Origin of the sequence: Mycobacterium sp. KBS0706 (genome assembly GCF_005938675.2) — a bacterium.
Taxonomy (GTDB): domain Bacteria; phylum Pseudomonadota; class Alphaproteobacteria; order DSM-16000; family Inquilinaceae; genus Inquilinus.
In genome coordinates, this window is sequence record NZ_VCCH02000015.1 from 102,971 (window position 1) to 120,215 (window position 17,245).

Below are 17,245 nucleotides of genomic sequence, written 5' to 3' on the forward strand. Positions count from 1 at the left end.
TTCAGGCGAACAGGCTCAGCAGCGGCTGCTCGGTCTTCCGGACCGGGGTCTTGATCACGATGTAGCTGAAGTATTTCGAGATCCCGACCGGGCGCTCCAGCAGCCCCTCCATCACCTCCTGATAATGCGACAGGCTGCGGGTGACGAACTTCACCAGATAATCGTAGCCGCCGCTGACCAGGTGGCATTCCATCACCTCGTCCAGGCCGCGCATCGCCGCCTCGAAACGGGTGAAATAGGGCAGGGTCTGGTCGGCCAGCGTGATTTCGGTGAAGACGGTGACGGTCTCGCCCAGCTTGGCCAGGTTGAGATGGGCGCCGTAGCCGCTGATGTAGCCCGCCTGCTCCAGCCGCTTGACCCGCAGCAGGCAGGGGCTGGTCGACAGCCCGACCGCATCCGCCAGGTTGACATTGGTCATCCGGCCCTGGCGCTGCAGCTGCACCAGGATCCGCATGTCGATCTGATCGAGCCTGTTGCCTGATGGATGCACGACCTGCTCCTATTCGGCGGCGACGTCGGTCTTGCCCTGCCGCAGGGCGTTGGCCTTGTGCAGCGTCCGCACCGGGTCGCCGAAATGGCGGTCGAGCTCCTTCAGCGCCGCCTCGGCGTCGTCGCCGCCGACCAGTTCGGCCAGCAGCTTGTGCTCGTCGATCAGCGCCTTGTTGCCGCGATAGCCGCCCATCAGCTTGTGCAGGCACAGCATGGTCTCGGCCTGCAGCGTGGCGTAGCCGCGGGACAGCCGGTGGCTGCCGGCCGTGTCGACCAGCTCGCGATGGAACTCCAGGTCCAGCTCGGCGGTGCGCGACCAGTCCTCGCGCCGGACGGAGACCTCCATCTGCTTGACGACGGCCTTCAGCTTCTTCGCCAGCGCGACCCGGCCGGGCAGGCCCATGACCCGCCGCAGGGCGACCAGCTCGAGCGACCGGCGCACGAAGTAGATGTCCTGCAGATCCTCGTCGCTCAGCTCCGGCACGAACACGCCGCGATGCGGCTCGCTGCGCAGCAGCCCTTCCTGGATCAGCCGCTGCAGCGCCTCGCGCACCGGCCCGCGGCTGACGCCGAAGCTGGCCGCCAGCTCCATCTCGTTGAGCTGGGCGCCGAGCGGGAAGGTGCCGTCGAGGATCGAGGCGCGGATCTGCTCGCTGACCTGACCCGACAGGGTCGTGCGCTTCAGCTGCTTGACCTTCCCACCATTCGCCTGTGCCATGCGCTGCCCCACCCCCCGTGATGTCCCGCCCGGCCCGCTCAATGCAGGACGTCCTGCAGCCGATAGTAAGCGCCGACCAGGGGCAGGAACCAGGGGGGCCCGAAATGGCCGGGCACCGCCGGCCAGTCGAGGTCGCGAAAGACGTTGCATTCCGGCCGGCCGCTCATTACCTCGGCCATCACCGCGCCCATATGGGTGGCCATCTGGGTGCCGTGGCCGCTGTAACCCATCGAGTAGTAGAGGCCGTCATGCACGCCGGCCCGGGGCAGCCGGTCGGCGGTCATGTCGACAATCCCGCCCCAGCAATAATCGATGCGCACGTCGCCGAGCTGCGGGAAGACGGCACGCAGCGTCCGCTGCAGCACGCGGCCGCTCTTGGCGTCGGACAGCGGGCTGGAGACGGCGAAGCGCGCCCGCCCGCCGAACAGCAGGCGGTTGTCACCGAGGATGCGGAAATAGGTGCCGACATTCTTCGAATCCGTCGCCATCCGGCGTGTCGGCATCAGCTCGTCCACCACCGCCTGCGGCAGCTTTTCGGTGACGATCACGAAGCTGCCGATCGGGATGACGCGGCGCCGGAACCAGGCGAAGGGGCCCGCGCGCGACGGGCCGGTCGCCAGCAGCACCTGCGACGCCGTCAGCCGGCCGCGGGCGGTCACCACCTCATGGGCGTGGCCGTTCCGCCGCTCCAGCGCCGAGACCGGTGCATCCTCGAAGATCGCGGCGCCGCGTGCCACCGCCGCCTCGGCCAGCCCCTTGGAGAACCGGCCCATATGCATGCCGGCGCTCTTCCGGTAGACCAGCCCGCCGTGGAACCGGTCGGACCCGATCTCGGCCCGCAGGTCGCCGGCCGCGACCAAAGCGGTGTCGGCGTCGACCTCGCGGGCCAGCACCTCCTGCGCCCGCTGCAGCTTGTCGAAATGCTCCGGCTTGGCGGCAAGCTTGATCTTGCCGGTGCGCTGGAAGTCGCAGTCGATCCCCTCCTCCCGGACCAGCCGCTCGACCGTGTCCACGGCGGCGTCATAGGCGCGGTACAGCAGCCGGGCGCGGTCGAGGCCGTGGCGGGCCGCGACGCCTTGGAAATCGACCGCGAGGCCGTTGTTGCACTGGCCGCCGTTGCGGCCGGAGGCGCCGGCGCCGACCCGCCCGGCTTCCAGCACTGCCACCCGGGCGCCACGCCTTGCCAGCGCCAGCGCTGCCGACAGGCCGGTGAAGCCGGCGCCGATCACGGCGACATCCACCTTGCCCCCGACCGGGCCGGCGGCGGCGCCCTGGAACGGCGTCACGGAATCCATCCAGTAGGAAGCCAGCTTCATGATCGATCCTGGATCGCGCTGGGGATCAGCGCCCGTCGCGGCGGCGACCCATTAGCTTGATCACGCCACTCGTAGGATTGTCAACAATCATAACGAGAGATGAGACACCAGTCGCCCCAGCATGGCGACGCCGGAGGCCAGCTCGGCCCGGGTGATGAACTCGTCCGGCTTGTGCGCCCGGTCGATGGCGCCCGGCCCGCAGACGATCGACGGCACGCCGGCCTGCTGGTACAGGCCGGCCTCGGTGCCGAAGCTGACGGCGGCCTGCCGCGGCTGCTGCGCGATCGCCTCGGCCAGCGCCGCCAGCGGATGGTCGTCGGCAAGGTCGAGCGCCGGGTAGAGGGCGAGGGTCTCGCTGTCGACGGCGACCGACCGCCCCTCGGCCCGCAGCGCCGCGACCCGGTCCTCGGCGAAGCCCGCGATCGGCCGCCACAGCCCGGCCGGGTCGGTGCCCGGGATGGCGCGGGCCTCGAGGTCGAAGACGCAGTCCGCCGGCACGATGTTGACCCCGGTGCCGCCGGACACGACACCGACCTGCAGGGTCGAGACCGGCGGCGCGAAGCGGTCATCGAAAGGGCCCTCGGCCTCGATCCGCCGAGCCTCGTCCCGCACCGCCAGCATCAGCTCCGCCGCCAGGTGGATGGCGTTGTCCGCCAGGTCGGGGCGGGAGGAATGGCCGGCGCGGCCGCGCACGCGGACCCGCTGGGCGATCTTGCCCTTGTGCCGCAGCACCGGGCGCAGCCCGGTCGGCTCGCCGACGATGCAGCCGGAGGGCGGGGCGCAGAGAAGCGGTAACCGGTCGATCAGGTGGCGCACGCCGACGCAGCCGACCTCCTCGTCATAGGACAGGGCGATGTGCACCGGCCGCGTCAGCCGGGCCTCGACCAGGGTGGGCACGGAGGCCAGAACGCAGGCGACGAAGCCCTTCATGTCGACCGCGCCGCGACCGAACAGCCGGTCGCCGTCCCGGCGCAGGGCGAAGGGGTGGCCGGTCCAGCCCTCCGGCGCCGCCGGCACCACGTCGAGATGCGCCGACAGGATGGTGCCCGGCACATCCGCCGGACCGATGGTGGCGAACAGGTTGGCGCGGTCACCCTCCGGCCCCGGCAGCACCTCGGCCGCCACGCCGTGCTCGGCAAGGTACGACAGGGCATAGTCGACGATGGCCCCGTTCGGGGTGCGGCAGACGGACGGGATCGCCACCAGATCCGCCAGAATCTCCTCGACCGACTTCATCGCGCGCCTCCTGCCGTTGCATCGCCATCCTGCCCTGCCGCGCCGCCGCGGTCGCGCCGAAGGAGGACGGCGGATCGGCATGTCGTGCCATCCGGCCGGCCGCAAACGGCATGATCGCCCGGCGATGCGGCGCGTTGGGGGCTGGCCGTGCGGCCCGCCCCTTCTAGGATGGCCCGATCGTGGATCCCATGAGAGCGACGACCATGGCCCTGAGACCGAAATACGTCACCTTCGACTGCTACGGCACCCTGATCTATTTCGAGATGGCGCCCGTAGCCCGCCGGATCTATGCCGACCGGGTCGTCGCGTCGCGGCTGGACGCCTTCTGCGCCGATTTCTCGGCCTATCGCCTGGACGAGGTGCTGGGCGCCTGGAAGCCCTATTTCGAGGTCGTGCGCAATGCGCTGGAGCGCAGTTGCAAGCTGTGGCAGGTGCCGTTCCGCGAGGCAGACGCGCAGGCGATCTACGACGCCATCCCGGGCTGGGGGCCGCATCCGGACGTGCCGGAGGCGCTGGCCAAGGTCGCCACCCGCATCCCGCTGGTCATCCTGTCGAACTCGATGACCGACCTGATCCCGCACAGCGTGGCGAAGCTCGGCGCCCCGTTCCACGCCGCCTATACGGCGCAGGAGGCGCAGGCCTACAAGCCGCGGATGCGCGCCTTCGAATACATGTTCGACCAGCTCGGCTGCGGGCCGGAGGACGTGCTGCACTGCTCCTCCAGCTTCCGCTACGACCTGATGACCGCGCATGACCTGCGGATCACCAACAAGGTGTTCGTGAACCGCGGGCACGAACCGGCCAACCCCTATTACGGTTATCACGAGATCAAGGACATCAGCGGCCTGCCCGGCCTGCTCGGGCTGTAGCCGGATCGGGTGGCGGCATCGTCTTCATTAAGATTGTTGACAATCCTACGACTGTCGCCATCATACCGGACGGGAACCGAGGCATCGCGCCACCAGCGGCTGCGAGGGGCGACGCGGAACACCGCGCGTCCGGGATGCCCGGCATCAGAACAATCAGGGAGCTCGGGATCGGTGATCCCGCACAACAGAGGGACGGCGGCATGACGAAGATCAGCGATTTCGAAGCGATGCGCCCGGCCGAGCGCCGGCGGGTGCTGGAGGCGCTGCGCCGCGGCGCCACCCGGCGCGAGGTGCTGGGCATGCTGGGGATGGCCGGCATGGGCCTGGCCGCCGGCGGGTCGGTGTTCACGCATGCCAGCCGGGCGCTGGCCGACACGCCGAAGCGCGGCGGCAGCATCCGCGTCGCCGGCTACACCAGCTCGACCGCCGACACGCTCGACCCCGCCCAGCAGACGGCGTCGACCGACTATGTCCGCTGCAACCTGTTCTACAACAAGCTGACCCGGATCGACGAAGCCGGCGAGCCGCAGCCGGAGCTGGCCGAGGCGATCGAGAACGACAAGGCGACGGTCTGGACCATCAAGCTGCGGAAGGGCGTCACCTTCCACGACGGCAAGGCCCTCATGGCTGAGGACGTAGTCTACTCGCTGAAGCGCCATCTCGACCCCGAGGTCGGCAGCAAGGCCAAGGCCCTGGCAGCGGCGATGGAGGAGATCAGCGCGACCGGCCCGAACGAGGTCCGCATCAAGCTGTCGGGCCCGAACGCCGATTTCCCGGTGATCCTGGGCACCGCCCATTTCCACATCGTCAAGGACGGCACCAAGGATTTCGCCACCGCGGTCGGCACCGGCCCGTTCAAGTGCCAGGAGTTCACGCCCGGCGTGCGCTCGGTCGCCGTGCGCAACGAAAGCTACTGGCGCGACGGCCCCTGGCTCGACCAGATCGAGTTCTTCGGCCTGGCCGATGAGAGTGCCCGGGTCAATGCGCTCTTGTCCGGCGACGTGCACCTGGCCTCGACCATCAATCCGCGCTCGGTCAAGCAGCTGCAGGACACCGGCGCCTTCGGCGTGCTGGACACCCGGGCCGGCAACTACACCAACCTGATCATGCGGCTGGATGCGGCGCCGGGCAGCAGCCCGGACTTCGTCCTGGGCATGAAGAGCCTGATCAACCGCGAGCAGATCAAGTCCGCGATCTATCGCGGCTATGCCGAGATCGCCAACGACCATCCGATCCCGTCGTCGAACCGGTTCTACGCCAAGGACATCCCGCAGCGGCCCTTCGACCCGGACCAGGCCAAGTTCCACTTCCAGAAGGCGGGGGTGCTGGGCACGACCGTCCCGGTCGTCGCCTCCCCCGCCGCCGACAATTCGGTGGAGATGGCGGTGCTGCTGCAGCAGGAGGCGCAGAAGATCGGGCTGACGCTCGACGTGCAGCGGGTGCCGTCGGACGGCTTCTGGTCGAATTACTGGATGAAGTCGCCGGTCGGTTTCGGCAACATCAACCCGCGGCCGACCGCCGACCTGCTGCTGACGCTGTTCTACAAGTCGGACGCGGCCTGGAACGAATCCGGCTGGAAGGACGAGAAGTTCGACCAGCTGCTGGTCGCCGCCCGGGCCGAGACCGAGGAGGACAAGCGCCGGCAGATGTATCACGACCTGCAGGTGATGGTGCGCGACGGCTCCGGCGTGGCCATCCCGACCTTCATCAGCAACCTCGACGCCTACACCAGCAGCCTGAAGGGGCTGAAGCCGATGCCGACCGGCGCCCTGATGGGCTATGGCTTCGGCGAGTATGTCTGGCTGGACAGCTAGCATCGGATTTGGGGATGCCGGCTTCACAGATCCCAGGGCGCACTCCGGTTGCCTCTCCCGCTTGCGGGAGAGGTCGGAGACGCGAAGCGGCTCCGGGTGAGGGGATTTTGTCGAGGCCTGGACCAGCCCTCACCCGGTCATCCTTCGGATGCCCGACCTCTCCCGCCAGGCGGGAGAGGCAAAACAAAGCTATGGTGTCAGCCCGCTCTGATCGGGAGACCGGGCGATGAACGCCCAGATCACGAAGCTGATCGGGGGGCGGCTGGTCGTTGCGGCGCTGACCCTGGTCTTCGTCGCCGTGGTGGTGTTCGTCGCCACCCAGCTGCTGCCGGGCGATGTGGCCCAGGCGATCCTGGGCCAGAGCGCGACGCCGGAGGCGGTGTCCGGGCTGCGCACCGCGCTGGGGCTGGACCAGCCGGCGGCGCAGCGCTTCCTCCACTGGCTCGGCGGGATGCTGACCGGCGACCCGGGCGTGTCGCTGGTCAGCCGCCAGCCGATCGGCCCACTGATCGGCACCCGCCTCGCCAGCTCGCTGCTGCTGGCCGCCATCGTCGCCGCCGTGGCGGTGCCGCTGGCGCTGGCGATCGGCATCACCTCCGCGGTCTGGCGCGGCTCGCTCTACGACCGGGCGGTGGCCACCGCCACCATCTCGGTCGTGGCGGTGCCGGAGTTCCTGGTCGCCACCGTCGCAGTGCTGATCTTCGCGGTCCATCTGCACTGGCTGCCGGCGCTGTCCTTCGTCCCGGCCCATGCCTCGCCGCTGCAGTTCCTGCGCGCCGTCGCCATGCCGGTGCTGAGCCTGACCTTCGTGGTGACGGCGCAGATGGCGCGGATGACCCGGGCCGCGGTGATCGAGACGCTGCGGTCGCCCTATGTCGAGATGGCGGCGCTGAAGGGGGCCAGCCCGGCGCGCATCGTGCTGCGCCACGCTTTGCCCAACGCGATCGGCGCCATCGCCAACGCCGTGGCGCTCAGCCTGTCCTACCTGCTGGGCGGCGTGATCATCGTCGAGACCATCTTCAACTATCCGGGCATCGCCAAGCTGATGGTCGACAGCGTCGCCATGCGCGACATGCCGGTGGTGCAGTCCTGCGCCATGGTGTTCTGCGCCGTCTACCTGCTGCTGGTCACCGCGGCCGACATCGCCGCGATCCTGTCCAACCCGAAGCTGCGCCACCGATGACCCAGCCCGCCCTCGATCCGGTGGAATTGCTGCCCCGGCGCCGATCGCGCCGGCTGCGCCTGCCCGTGTCCGGCGTGATCGGCGCCGCGATCGTCCTGCTCTGCGTCGCGGTCGCGGCCTTCGGTTGGGCTCTCGCTCCCTACGACGCCGGCGCGGTGATCGACTACGAAGTGTTCAAGCCGGTCAGCGCCGCCTTCCCGCTGGGCACCGACTATCTCGGCCGCGACATGCTGAGCCGCGTGCTGCTCGGCGCCCGCTACACCGTCGGCATCGCCGGCCTCGCCACCCTCCTGGCCTGCGGCGCCGGCGTGTGCCTGGGCCTGTTCGCCGCCGCGGTCGGCGGCTGGCCCGACGCGCTCTTGAGCCGGACGCTCGACGCCCTGACCTCGATCCCGAGCAAGATGCTGGCGCTGGTGCTGGTGGCAGGCCTCGGCTCCTCCACCCCGATCCTGGTGCTGACACTGGCCTTCATCTACCTGCCGGGCTGCTTCCGCATCACCCGGGCGCTCGGCGTCAACATCGCGGCGGAGGATTTCGTCCTGGCCGCCCGCGCCCGCGGCGAGCGCACCGGATACATCATGCTGCAGGAGGTGCTGCCGAACATGGTCGGGCCGATCCTGGCGGATTTCGGACTGCGCTTCGTCTTCGTCGTGCTGCTGCTGAGCAGCCTGAGCTTCCTCGGCCTCGGCGTGCAGCCGCCGAACGCCGATTGGGGGTCGCTGGTGCGCGAGAACATCTCGGGCCTGAGCGAGGGGGCGCCGGCCGTGATCATGCCGGCCATCGCCATCGCGGTGCTGACCATCGGCGTCAACCTGCTGATCGACAGCCTGCCCGGCCGCCGCCGTGAGGGGCATTGAGATGACCGCGACCGTCCAGGTCTCGGGGCTGCGCGTCACCGCCCGCACCGAGGAGGGCGGCGAGGCCGTGATCGTCGACGATGTCGGCTTCACCATCCGCCAGGGTGAGGTGCTGGCGCTGATCGGCGAATCCGGCTCGGGCAAGACCACCATGGCCCTGGCGACGATGGGCTATTGCCGCGGCGGCTGCCGTATCACCGGCGGCTCGGTCAATGTCTTCGGGCGCGAGATCCTGGCGCTCGACCGCAAGACCCTGCGGGGCCTGCGCGGCCGCCAGATCGCCTATATCGCCCAGAGTGCCGCGGCCGCCTTCAACCCGTCGCGCAGCATCATGGCGCAGGTGATCGAGAGCGCGCTGATCCACGGCACCATGCCCGCGGAGGCGGCCCGAACCAAGGCGCGCCAGCTGTTCCGCGAGCTGGCCCTGCCCGACCCCGACCGGATCGGCGACCGCTATCCGCACCAGGTCTCGGGCGGCCAGCTGCAACGCTTGATGGCCGCCATGGCGCTGATCAACGACCCCGAGCTGGTGATCTTCGACGAGCCGACCACGGCGCTGGACGTGACCACCCAGATCGAGGTACTGCGTGCCTTCAAGGCCGTGGTGCGGACCCGGAAGACGACCGGCATCTACGTCTCGCACGACCTCGCCGTGGTCGCCCAGATCGCCGACCGGATCGCGGTGCTGCGCCATGGCCGGCTGCAGGAGACAGGGCCAACCGAGCGCCTGGTGACCACGCCGGAGGACGGCTACACCCGTCAGCTGATCGCCGCCGCCACCCCGGCGCGGCGGACCGCCGGCGAGGATCCGGCGCCGGCCGAGGCGGCCCCGCTGCTGCGGGTCGAAGGGCTGCTCGCCGGCTTCGGCGCGGCCCGGCCCGGCGCGCGGCCGCCGGTCACGGCACTGCAGGATATCGACCTGTCGATCCGGTGCGGCCGCACCCTCGGCGTGATCGGCGAATCCGGCAGCGGCAAGAGCACGCTGGCCCGGGTGATCGCCGGGCTGCTGCCGGCGGCGCGCGGCCGTATCCTGCTGGACGGCGAGGCGCTGCCGGCCACGCTCCAGGGCCGCAGCCGCGACCAGCTGCGCCGCATCCAGATCGTGTTCCAGAACGCCGACACGGCGCTGAATCCGGCCCGCACCGTCGAGCAGATCATCGCCCGGCCGCTGGCCTTCTATCACGGCCAGGGCGACCGCCAGCGCCGGCAACGGCTGCACCGCCTGCTCGACCTCGTGCGCCTGCCCGCGGCGGTGGCCGACCGGCTGCCGGGCGAGCTGTCGGGCGGGCAGAAGCAGCGCGTCAACCTGGCCCGGGCGCTGGCGGCCGACCCCGAGCTGATCCTGTGCGACGAGGTCACCTCCGCCCTCGACACCGTGGTCGGCGAGGCGGTGCTGGACCTGCTGACCGAGCTGCAGCGCGAACTCGGCGTCGCCCTGATGTTCATCAGCCACGATCTCGGCGTGGTCCGATCGATCAGCCATGAGGTGCTGGTGCTGCGCCAGGGCCGGACCGTCGAGGCCGGGCCGACCGAGCAGGTGCTGCGCGCGCCGCAGGCCGCCTATACCAAGCTGCTGCTGGCCTCGGTGCCTGAGCTGCGCCCCGGCTGGCTGGACGAGCGCGCGCGGGTGGTCTCCGCCGCCTGACACGGCGACGAGAGTGAATGCTGCACTGCCAGAGCAGGTGCTCTCTCAGGATCGCGGCCGTGTTCGGCCATTCCATCCGACATAAACGGCCACTCCATACCGCATATGCGAAACAATCATTCGTTGACAGAACTTATCTGATAACTAACATCCGACCTGTCAGCGCATATCCCGACAGCCAGATCCTCCCGCAACCAACCGGTGAGCAGCATGGCCAGACTCTCCTTCGGTGATCGCGGCATCGTCATCGCCATGGACCACGCCCGGACGCTCGGCGTGGTGCCGGGGCTCGAGGACCCAGGCTTGGTGCTGGACCGCGTGATCGCGGCCGGGGCCGACGCGATCATGACCTCCTATGGCGTGATCAAGCACTACCGCGACAAGCTGCTCGGCCGGCTGCCGGTCTATCTGCGGCTGGATGGCGGCCCCAGCATCACCCGCGAGGACTGGCTGCGCTACACCGAGTGGAGCCTGCTGCACACGGTGGAGGACGCCCGCCGGCTGGGCGTCGACGGGGTCTGCGTCATGGGCTTCATGGGCGGCGACGTCGAGATGCGCACCTACGACATCGTCGCCCGGGTGGTCGGCGACTGCGCCGCCGACGGGCTGCCGGTGATGGTCGAGGCGCTGCCCTGCCCGGCCGAGCGCATCCCCAACCCGCTCGATGCCGGCGCCATGGCCTCGGCCTCGCGCATCGCCTTCGAGCTCGGCGCCGACATCGTCAAGACCTACTACACCGGCTCGGCCGACAGCTTCCGCCGGGTCACCTCGACCTGCCCCGCCCCGGTGCTGATCGCCGGCGGCGTGAAGATGGAGACGGTGCGGGACGCGCTGGCGGTGGTGCACGGCTCGGTCCAGGCCGGCGGGCGCGGCGTGGTGTTCGGCCGCAACATCTGGCAGGCGCCGGACCCGGCGGCGGTGGTGCGCGCTTTGGCGGCGATCATCCATCGCGGCCATGGCGTCGACGAGGCGATGGCCGCCGGCGGCTTGCCCGGCTGACAACACGCATTGCGGGGCCAGAGATGGCGACGCGCTTCGAACCGCCCTTCCTGATCGGCATCGATGTCGGCACCCGGTCGGTCCGCGCCATCGCCTTCGATGCGCGCGGCCGCCGGGCGGCGCAGGCGGCGCGGCCGACCCCGGCCCGGATGCAGGCGGGCGGGCGCGGCGAATACGATCCCGACGGGCTGTTCGCCGCGGTCATGGACTGCCTGGCCGAGGTCGCCCGGTCGCTCGGCGGCAAGCCGGTCGCCGGCCTCGCAGTCGGCAGCGTCGGCGAGAGCTGCGTGCTGGTCGACGATAGCGGCCGGTCACTGGCGCCGTCGCTGGTCTGGTTCGACCGGCGCACCGAGGCGGCGGCGCGGGAGCTGGCCGAGACGATCGGCCCGGATCGTATCTTCCAGATCACCGGCCTTGCCCTCGACCCGACTCTGACCCTGTGCAAGCTGGCCTGGATGCGCGCGCATTGGCCGGAGGCGATGGGCCGCGCCCGCCGGGTGCTGGCCATCGCCGACTGGATCGCCTTCCGCCTGACCGGCGTGGCGGCCACCGAGCCGACCCTGGCCTCGCGCACCCTCTGCTTCGACATCCATGAGCGCCGTTGGTCGGAGGAGCTGCTGGGCCTCGCCGCGATCGACACCGCCCTGCTGCCGCCGATCCTGCCCTCCGGCGCCGCGATCGGCCCGGTGCGGCCGGAGGTGCTGGCCGAGACCGGGCTGGCCGGGCGGCCGGTGGTCGCCACCGGCGGCCACGACCATCTCTGCGGCTCCTACGCCGCCGGGATCACCCGTCCGGGCATGCTGCTGGACAGCCTCGGCACCGCCGAGGCGGTGCTGCTGGCGACTTCCTTCCCGCTGCTCGACCCGGCGGTGATGCGGCGCGGCTTCATCCAGGGCGCGATCGAGACCCACCGCCCTCTGTCCTATCTCGGCGGCGGCATCAACAGCTCCGGCGGGGCGGTGGAATGGTTCCGCTCGCTGACCGGCCAGGCCGAGCACGAGGCGCTGATCGCCGAGGCCCGCGCGGTCGAGCCGGGCAGCCAGGGCGTGGTGTTCCTGCCGCATCTGGTCTACAGCCCGCCGCCCGACCCGGACACCAGCGCGCGCGGGGCCTTCATCGGCCTGACCGCCCATGCCGGCCGCGGCGCCCTGTATCGGGCGGTGCTGGAGGGGCTGGCGATGCAGGCGCGGCTGATGGTCGATGCCATGGCAGCGCTGCCAGGGATCACGCCGCCGACCGAGATCCGGGCGATCGGCGGCAGCTCGCGCAATGCCCTGTTCCTCGAGATCAAGGCCAATGTCTATGGCCGCCCGGTGACGGTGGTGGACGAGCCCGAGGCCACGGCGCTGGGCGCCGCGCTGCTGGGCGGCGTCGCCGCCGGGCTGTGGCCCGATCTCGACGCCGCCCTGGCCGCGATCGACCAGCGGCACCGTACGGTGGCGCCGGATCCCGGCCTCGCCGAGCGCTATGATGCGCTGCACCGCTCGGTGTTCGAGCGGCTGCATGCGACGCTGACCCCGCTGAACCATGCCCTGGCCGGCTTCGACCGCAAGGCCGAGCTGGTCCCGGCCTGACCCCCGTGCCAACGACCAAGAAGAAAGCAACAACCAACCAGACAGATGGAGGAAACGATGGAACGGAGATTGCTTCTATCCCTCATGGGAGCCTCGGCCGCGCTCGCCGGCACTGCCGCGATCGCCCCGGCCGCGGCGCAAGGCAAGAGCTTCAAGATCGCCCTCGTCCCCGGCCTGACGACGGACGCCTTCTACATCACCATGCGGCGCGGCGCCGAGGCCGCCTGCAAGGCGGTGGGGGCCGAGCTGGTGTTCCAGGGTGCGCCCGAGTTCAACCCGGTGCTGCAGGTGCCGGTGCTGGATGCGGTGATCGCGCGCAAGCCCGACGCCCTGCTGGTGGCGCCGACCGACAAGACCCAGCTGATCGAGCCGCTGCGCAAGGCGGTGGATGCCGGCGTCCCGGTCTTCACCGTCGACACCTTCATCGGCACCGGCGTGTACCAGGCCGGCGAGGGCAATGCCGACTTCCCGCTGTCCTACATCGCCTCGGACAACATCCTGGGTGGCCGCATCGCGGCGCGGGCGCTGGCCAAGTCGATCGGCGGCAAGGGCAAGGTCTACGTCTCCAACGTCAAGCCCGGCATCTCCACCACCGACCAGCGCGAGGAGGGGTTCAAGGACGAGATCAAGGCCCATTCCGGCATCGAGGTGCTGGAGACGCAGTTCAACGACGACGACGCCAACAAGGCGGCGTCGCAGCTGCAGGCGGTGCTGGCCCGCAACCCGGACCTGGCCGGGGTGTTCGGCGCCAACCTGTTCTCCGCCCTCGGCTCCGCCAACGGCGTCAAGCAGGCGGGCAAGGCGGGCGCGGTCAAGGTCGCGGCCTTCGACGCGCCGCAATCGATCGTCGAAGATCTGAAGAACGGCACGGTCGACATCGCCATCGCCCAGCACCCGTCCGAGATCGGCTATTTCGGCGTGATCAGCGCCTTCGCCCATCTGACCGACCAGTCGGTGCCGACCGCGATCGGCACCGGCTTCACCGTGATGGACAAGGCGAATATCGACGACCCGAAGGTGGCACGGTTCCTGTACACGGGCTGATCCGCCGCGTGACGAACATCAGGCCGCCGGAGACGGCGGCCTGGTCCTTCCGACCAGGAGCCGCCATGTCGATCTCCTCGATCCCCTCCCCGACCACGAGCAGCGGCCGGGCCTTCCTGCTCCGGGTGGCGGAGCTGCGGGCCTGGCTGTTCCTGATCCTGCTGGTCGTGTTCTTCGAGGCCTGGGCCCGGATCGTCTACGACACGACCTTCATCCTGAACCCGTACAACCTGCAGTCGATCGGCATCTTCGCGGTGGCGCCGCTGCTGCTGGCGCTGGGGCAGACCTTCATCATCATCTCGGCCGGCATCGACCTGTCGGTCGGCTTCACCATGGGGCTGGCCTCGGTGGTCGCGGCGCATGCGGCCAATCTGGGGCCGGTGATCGGCCTCGGCCCGGTGCCGGCAATGCTGCTGGGGCTTGCCGCCGGCGTGGGCGTGGCCTTCGTGCCCGGGCTGGTCAATGGCTGGCTGATCGCGCATCTCAAGGTGCCGCCCTTCATCGGCACGCTGGGCATGTACGGCGTCGCCCGCGGCGCCGCCTTCCTGATCGCCGGCGGCACCACGGTCCCGGTGGTCAACAGCTGGTTCGCCACCATCGGCAACGGCCGGGTCGCCGGCATCCCGACCGTGGTGCTGATCACCGTGATCGCCGCGCTGGCGATGCACTACCTGCTGTCGCAGACCCGCTTCGGCCAGCACACCTATGCCATCGGCGCCAACCGCAACGCGGCGCTGCGGGCCGGCATCGACGTGCGGCGCCACGCCATCCGGCTGTACCTGCTCGCCGCGGTCTGCGCCGGGCTGGCGGGATCGCTGTATGCCGCCCGCTTCAACGCCGGCGCGGCCCAGGCGGGGGAGCCGCTGCTGCTGGATTCGATCGCCGCGGTGGTGATCGGCGGCGCCAGCCTGTTCGGCGGGTCGGGCACGATCGGCGGCACCATCGCCGGCGCCCTGGTGATCGCGGTGATCCAGTACGGGCTGGTGTTCATCGACGTCGAGCCGTTCTGGCAGTTCGTCGCGGTGGGCGTCGTCATCATCATCTCGGTGCTGGTCGACCAGAGCCAGCGCCGGCTTGCGCGGGGACGGCAAGATGACTGAACCGCTGCTGTCGGTCCGCGGCCTGTCGAAGCGCTTCGGCGGGGTGCAGGCGCTGAGCGGCGTGTCGCTCGACCTCGCCGCCGGCGAGGTGCTGGCGCTGGCGGGGGACAACGGCGCCGGCAAGTCGACGCTGATCAAGGCGATCTCCGGCGTCCACCGCCATGACGAGGGCGAGATCCGCCTGGCCGGCGAGCCGGTCTCCTTCGCCACGCCGCATGACGCGCGCGACCGCGGCATCGAGACGATCTACCAGGACCTGGCGCTGGCCGACAACCTGTCGATCGGGGCCAACATCTTCCTCGGCCGCGAGCCGAAGCGGCGGCTGTTCGGCTTCCTGCCGGTGCTGGACCGCAGGCACATGGCCGAGGCGGCGCGGCAGACCATGGCGCGGCTGGACTTCCATGTCGACCGGCTGGAGGCGCCGGTCGCGACCTTCTCCGGCGGCCAGCGCCAGGCCGTCGCGATCGGCCGGGCGATCTACTGGAACGCGCGGATCCTGATCATGGACGAGCCGACCGCGGCGCTGGGCGTGCCGGAGCAGCGCAAGGTGCTGGCCCTGGTGCAGGCGCTGAAGGCGCAGGGCAAGGGCGTGGTGTTCATCTCGCACAATCTCGGCGACATCTTCGCGGTGGCGGACCGCATCGTGGTGCTGCGCCGCGGGGTCAAGGCCGGCGAGCGCCGGACCGCGGAGACGGATGCGGACGAGGTCGTGCGGCTGATGGTGGGTGGTTGACCACACCTCACGGCCCGTCCAGGTCGGCGACGATGTCGAAATGGGCGACCATCAGGGCGCGGGCGCGATCGGGGTCGCGGGCGCGCACCGCCTCGGCCAGCTCGATGTGGCAGCGCAAGGCGCGCTGGGTGGTGGCGAGGTCGCGCTTCAGCTTGGCGTTGCGCATGGTCTCGCGGGTCGAGGCCTCGAGCGCCTCCAGCAGATGGGCCAAGAGGCGCTGGCCGGCGATGGCGGCGAGGCGGCGGTGGAACAGGAGGTCGGCCTCGACCCAGGGGTCGATGGTGCGGATCTCCGACGCCATCAGCTCGACCGCCTCGATCAGACCGGCGACCTCATCGGCGCTGGCGCGGGCGGCGGCCAGGCCGGCGATCTCGATCTCGACCGCCCGGCGCAGGGCGGAGAACTCGCCCGGCGCGATGCCATAGGCGCGGGCGAGGGTGGCGAACAGGCCGGCGACGGCGCCGCCCGACAGCGGCTGCACCACGGTCGTCCGGCCGTGGCGGATGGCGACCACGCCCTGCACCGCGAGCCGGGCCATGGCCTCGCGCACCACCGGCTTGGACACGGCGAAGCGCTCGGCCAGCGCCGCCTCGGGCGCCAGCGGCTCGCCCGGGTTCAGCCGGCCGGCGGCGATGTCGTCGAGGATGCCGTCGACGACCGAGGCGGCGAGGCGGTCGAGGCTGCGCCCCATCTCAGCCGAGTCCTGTCCCGCTGCGCCGCATGTCTCCCCCCGATCGTGATCGCCGCCATCGAGCATACACCGGCCGGGCCCGGCTTGGACCAAAGGACAACGGACCTAGCGCGGACCGGCCGCCATACTCACCCGAACGGGCGGGGCGGACCGCCGGACACGGAGGGAGCTTGAGATGCGTGCACCGACGATCGCGGCGGCGGCCGCCCTGCTGCTGGCGCTGGGTCTCGCCGGGCCCGCCGCGGCCCAGGCCGGGCTGACCACGCGCCCGACCACCCTGGAGACGCTGAAGCTGTCCTCCGGCGTGCCCTTCCCGGACAAGCCCTACGAGCTGGAGGCCGGCAAATACTACCGCTGGACGATCGAGGCCGACGGCACCGCCGAGCTGGGCATCGCCGCGCCGGAGTTCTTCCGCAACATCTGGATCAACGAGGTGGTGGTCAACAAGATCGAGATCCGGCCGCTGGGCCTGGATTCGATCGAGTTCGACGACGCCGGCAAGGCCACCATCACCTTCGTGCCGATCCGCCCCGGCACCTTCACCTTCCTCGCCCCGGAGACCGAGGGCGACAGCATGCGCGGGACGTTCGTGGTGAAGTAGGAGGCGAGCCGGCGCGATCGGAACAACGCAGTGCCTCTCCCGTTTACGGGAGAGGTCGGGCTCGCGCAGCGAGACCGGGTGAGGGCGGGCCCCGGCCTCGACAAACCCCCCTCACCCGGAGGCGCAAGCGCCTCCGACCTCTCCCGTAAACGGGAGAGGCAAAAATATCCGAGCTGTCGTGAGGGAGCGCGGGACAATGCGCAGCTCTCAGCTGCTGTCCGGTTTCGGCGGCTTCGGCATGGGCTGGCCGGCGTCTGAGTCATCCGGCGGCCGGGGCCAGGCCTCTGCAGGCTCGCGATCGGCGACGGTCTCCGCCGGCTCGACGTCCGCAGCCTCGGCGCCATCGTTCCAGCCTTGCGGCACCCGGATCGGGTGC

At 70.5% G+C, this 17,245-nt stretch carries 16 protein-coding genes; 11 read left to right on the top strand and 5 right to left on the bottom strand.

The genetic code is table 11. From position 1 onward, the window contains the following. Position 1: 1 nt before the first annotated feature. The 4 genes from FFK22_RS10895 to argE form a co-directional block, all read right to left on the bottom strand. The gene (locus FFK22_RS10895) at positions 2–490 is read right to left on the bottom strand and encodes an Lrp/AsnC family transcriptional regulator (RefSeq protein ID WP_221938518.1); all 489 of its coding nucleotides are present in this window, start codon (positions 488–490) and stop codon (positions 2–4) included. 9 nt (positions 491–499) lie between these two features. Continuing rightward, on the bottom strand, positions 500–1,207 hold the full coding sequence (locus FFK22_RS10900; RefSeq protein WP_138889299.1) for a GntR family transcriptional regulator: 708 nt from the start codon (positions 1,205–1,207) through the stop codon (positions 500–502). Between the two features lie 38 nt (positions 1,208–1,245). Beyond that, the gene (locus FFK22_RS10905; RefSeq protein WP_138889300.1) at positions 1,246–2,523 is read right to left on the bottom strand and encodes an FAD-binding oxidoreductase; all 1,278 of its coding nucleotides are present in this window, start codon (positions 2,521–2,523) and stop codon (positions 1,246–1,248) included. An 87-nt stretch (positions 2,524–2,610) separates the two neighbouring features. Further along, complete coding sequence (gene argE, locus FFK22_RS10910) at positions 2,611–3,759, bottom strand: acetylornithine deacetylase (protein ID WP_138889301.1); 1,149 nt, start codon at positions 3,757–3,759, stop codon at positions 2,611–2,613. A 203-nt stretch (positions 3,760–3,962) separates the two neighbouring features. Between argE and FFK22_RS10915 the strand changes: the two genes are divergently transcribed. From FFK22_RS10915 to FFK22_RS10960, 10 genes are all read left to right on the top strand, one after another. Further along, a complete protein-coding gene (locus FFK22_RS10915; protein WP_138889302.1) occupies positions 3,963–4,628 on the top strand; it encodes a haloacid dehalogenase type II in 666 nt (221 codons plus the stop codon). A gap of 200 nt (positions 4,629–4,828) precedes the next feature. Then, complete coding sequence (locus FFK22_RS10920) at positions 4,829–6,442, top strand: ABC transporter substrate-binding protein (RefSeq protein WP_138889303.1); 1,614 nt, start codon at positions 4,829–4,831, stop codon at positions 6,440–6,442. Positions 6,443–6,668: 226 nt separating this feature from the next. Next, entirely contained in the window at positions 6,669–7,625 is a 957-nt protein-coding gene (locus FFK22_RS10925) for an ABC transporter permease (protein ID WP_138889304.1), read from the top strand. After that, the gene (locus tag FFK22_RS10930) at positions 7,622–8,482 is read left to right on the top strand and encodes an ABC transporter permease (protein ID WP_138889305.1); all 861 of its coding nucleotides are present in this window, start codon (positions 7,622–7,624) and stop codon (positions 8,480–8,482) included. The genes FFK22_RS10925 and FFK22_RS10930 overlap by 4 nt, the downstream gene beginning before the upstream one ends. 1 nt (position 8,483) lies before the next feature. Further along, positions 8,484–10,127, top strand: a complete 1,644-nt coding sequence (locus FFK22_RS10935) for an ABC transporter ATP-binding protein (RefSeq protein WP_138889306.1) — start codon at positions 8,484–8,486, stop codon at positions 10,125–10,127. Between the two features lie 210 nt (positions 10,128–10,337). Beyond that, a complete protein-coding gene (locus FFK22_RS10940; RefSeq protein ID WP_138889307.1) occupies positions 10,338–11,126 on the top strand; it encodes a class I fructose-bisphosphate aldolase in 789 nt (262 codons plus the stop codon). A gap of 23 nt (positions 11,127–11,149) precedes the next feature. Next, positions 11,150–12,700 carry an L-fuculokinase gene (locus tag FFK22_RS10945; protein ID WP_138889308.1) on the top strand — a complete coding sequence of 517 codons (1,551 nt, stop codon included), beginning with the start codon at positions 11,150–11,152 and terminating at the stop codon, positions 12,698–12,700. Between the two features lie 57 nt (positions 12,701–12,757). Then, positions 12,758–13,744 (top strand): ABC transporter substrate-binding protein, encoded by a 987-nt coding sequence (locus FFK22_RS10950; protein ID WP_138889309.1) that lies wholly within the window; start codon positions 12,758–12,760, stop codon positions 13,742–13,744. 65 nt (positions 13,745–13,809) lie between these two features. Further along, positions 13,810–14,844: a ribose ABC transporter gene (locus tag FFK22_RS10955; RefSeq protein WP_138889310.1), complete on the top strand. Its 1,035-nt coding sequence runs from the start codon at positions 13,810–13,812 to the stop codon at positions 14,842–14,844. Beyond that, complete coding sequence (locus FFK22_RS10960; RefSeq protein WP_138889311.1) at positions 14,837–15,577, top strand: ATP-binding cassette domain-containing protein; 741 nt, start codon at positions 14,837–14,839, stop codon at positions 15,575–15,577. Before FFK22_RS10955 ends, FFK22_RS10960 begins: the two co-directional genes overlap by 8 nt. Before the next feature lie 7 nt (positions 15,578–15,584). On the opposite strand, the gene FFK22_RS10965 is transcribed toward FFK22_RS10960, so the two are convergent. After that, on the bottom strand, positions 15,585–16,268 hold the full coding sequence (locus FFK22_RS10965; RefSeq protein ID WP_186002410.1) for a FadR/GntR family transcriptional regulator: 684 nt from the start codon (positions 16,266–16,268) through the stop codon (positions 15,585–15,587). A 175-nt stretch (positions 16,269–16,443) separates the two neighbouring features. Between FFK22_RS10965 and FFK22_RS10970 the strand changes: the two genes are divergently transcribed. Next, positions 16,444–16,869: a hypothetical protein gene (locus FFK22_RS10970; RefSeq protein WP_138889313.1), complete on the top strand. Its 426-nt coding sequence runs from the start codon at positions 16,444–16,446 to the stop codon at positions 16,867–16,869. The last annotated feature ends 376 nt before the right edge of the window (positions 16,870–17,245 follow it).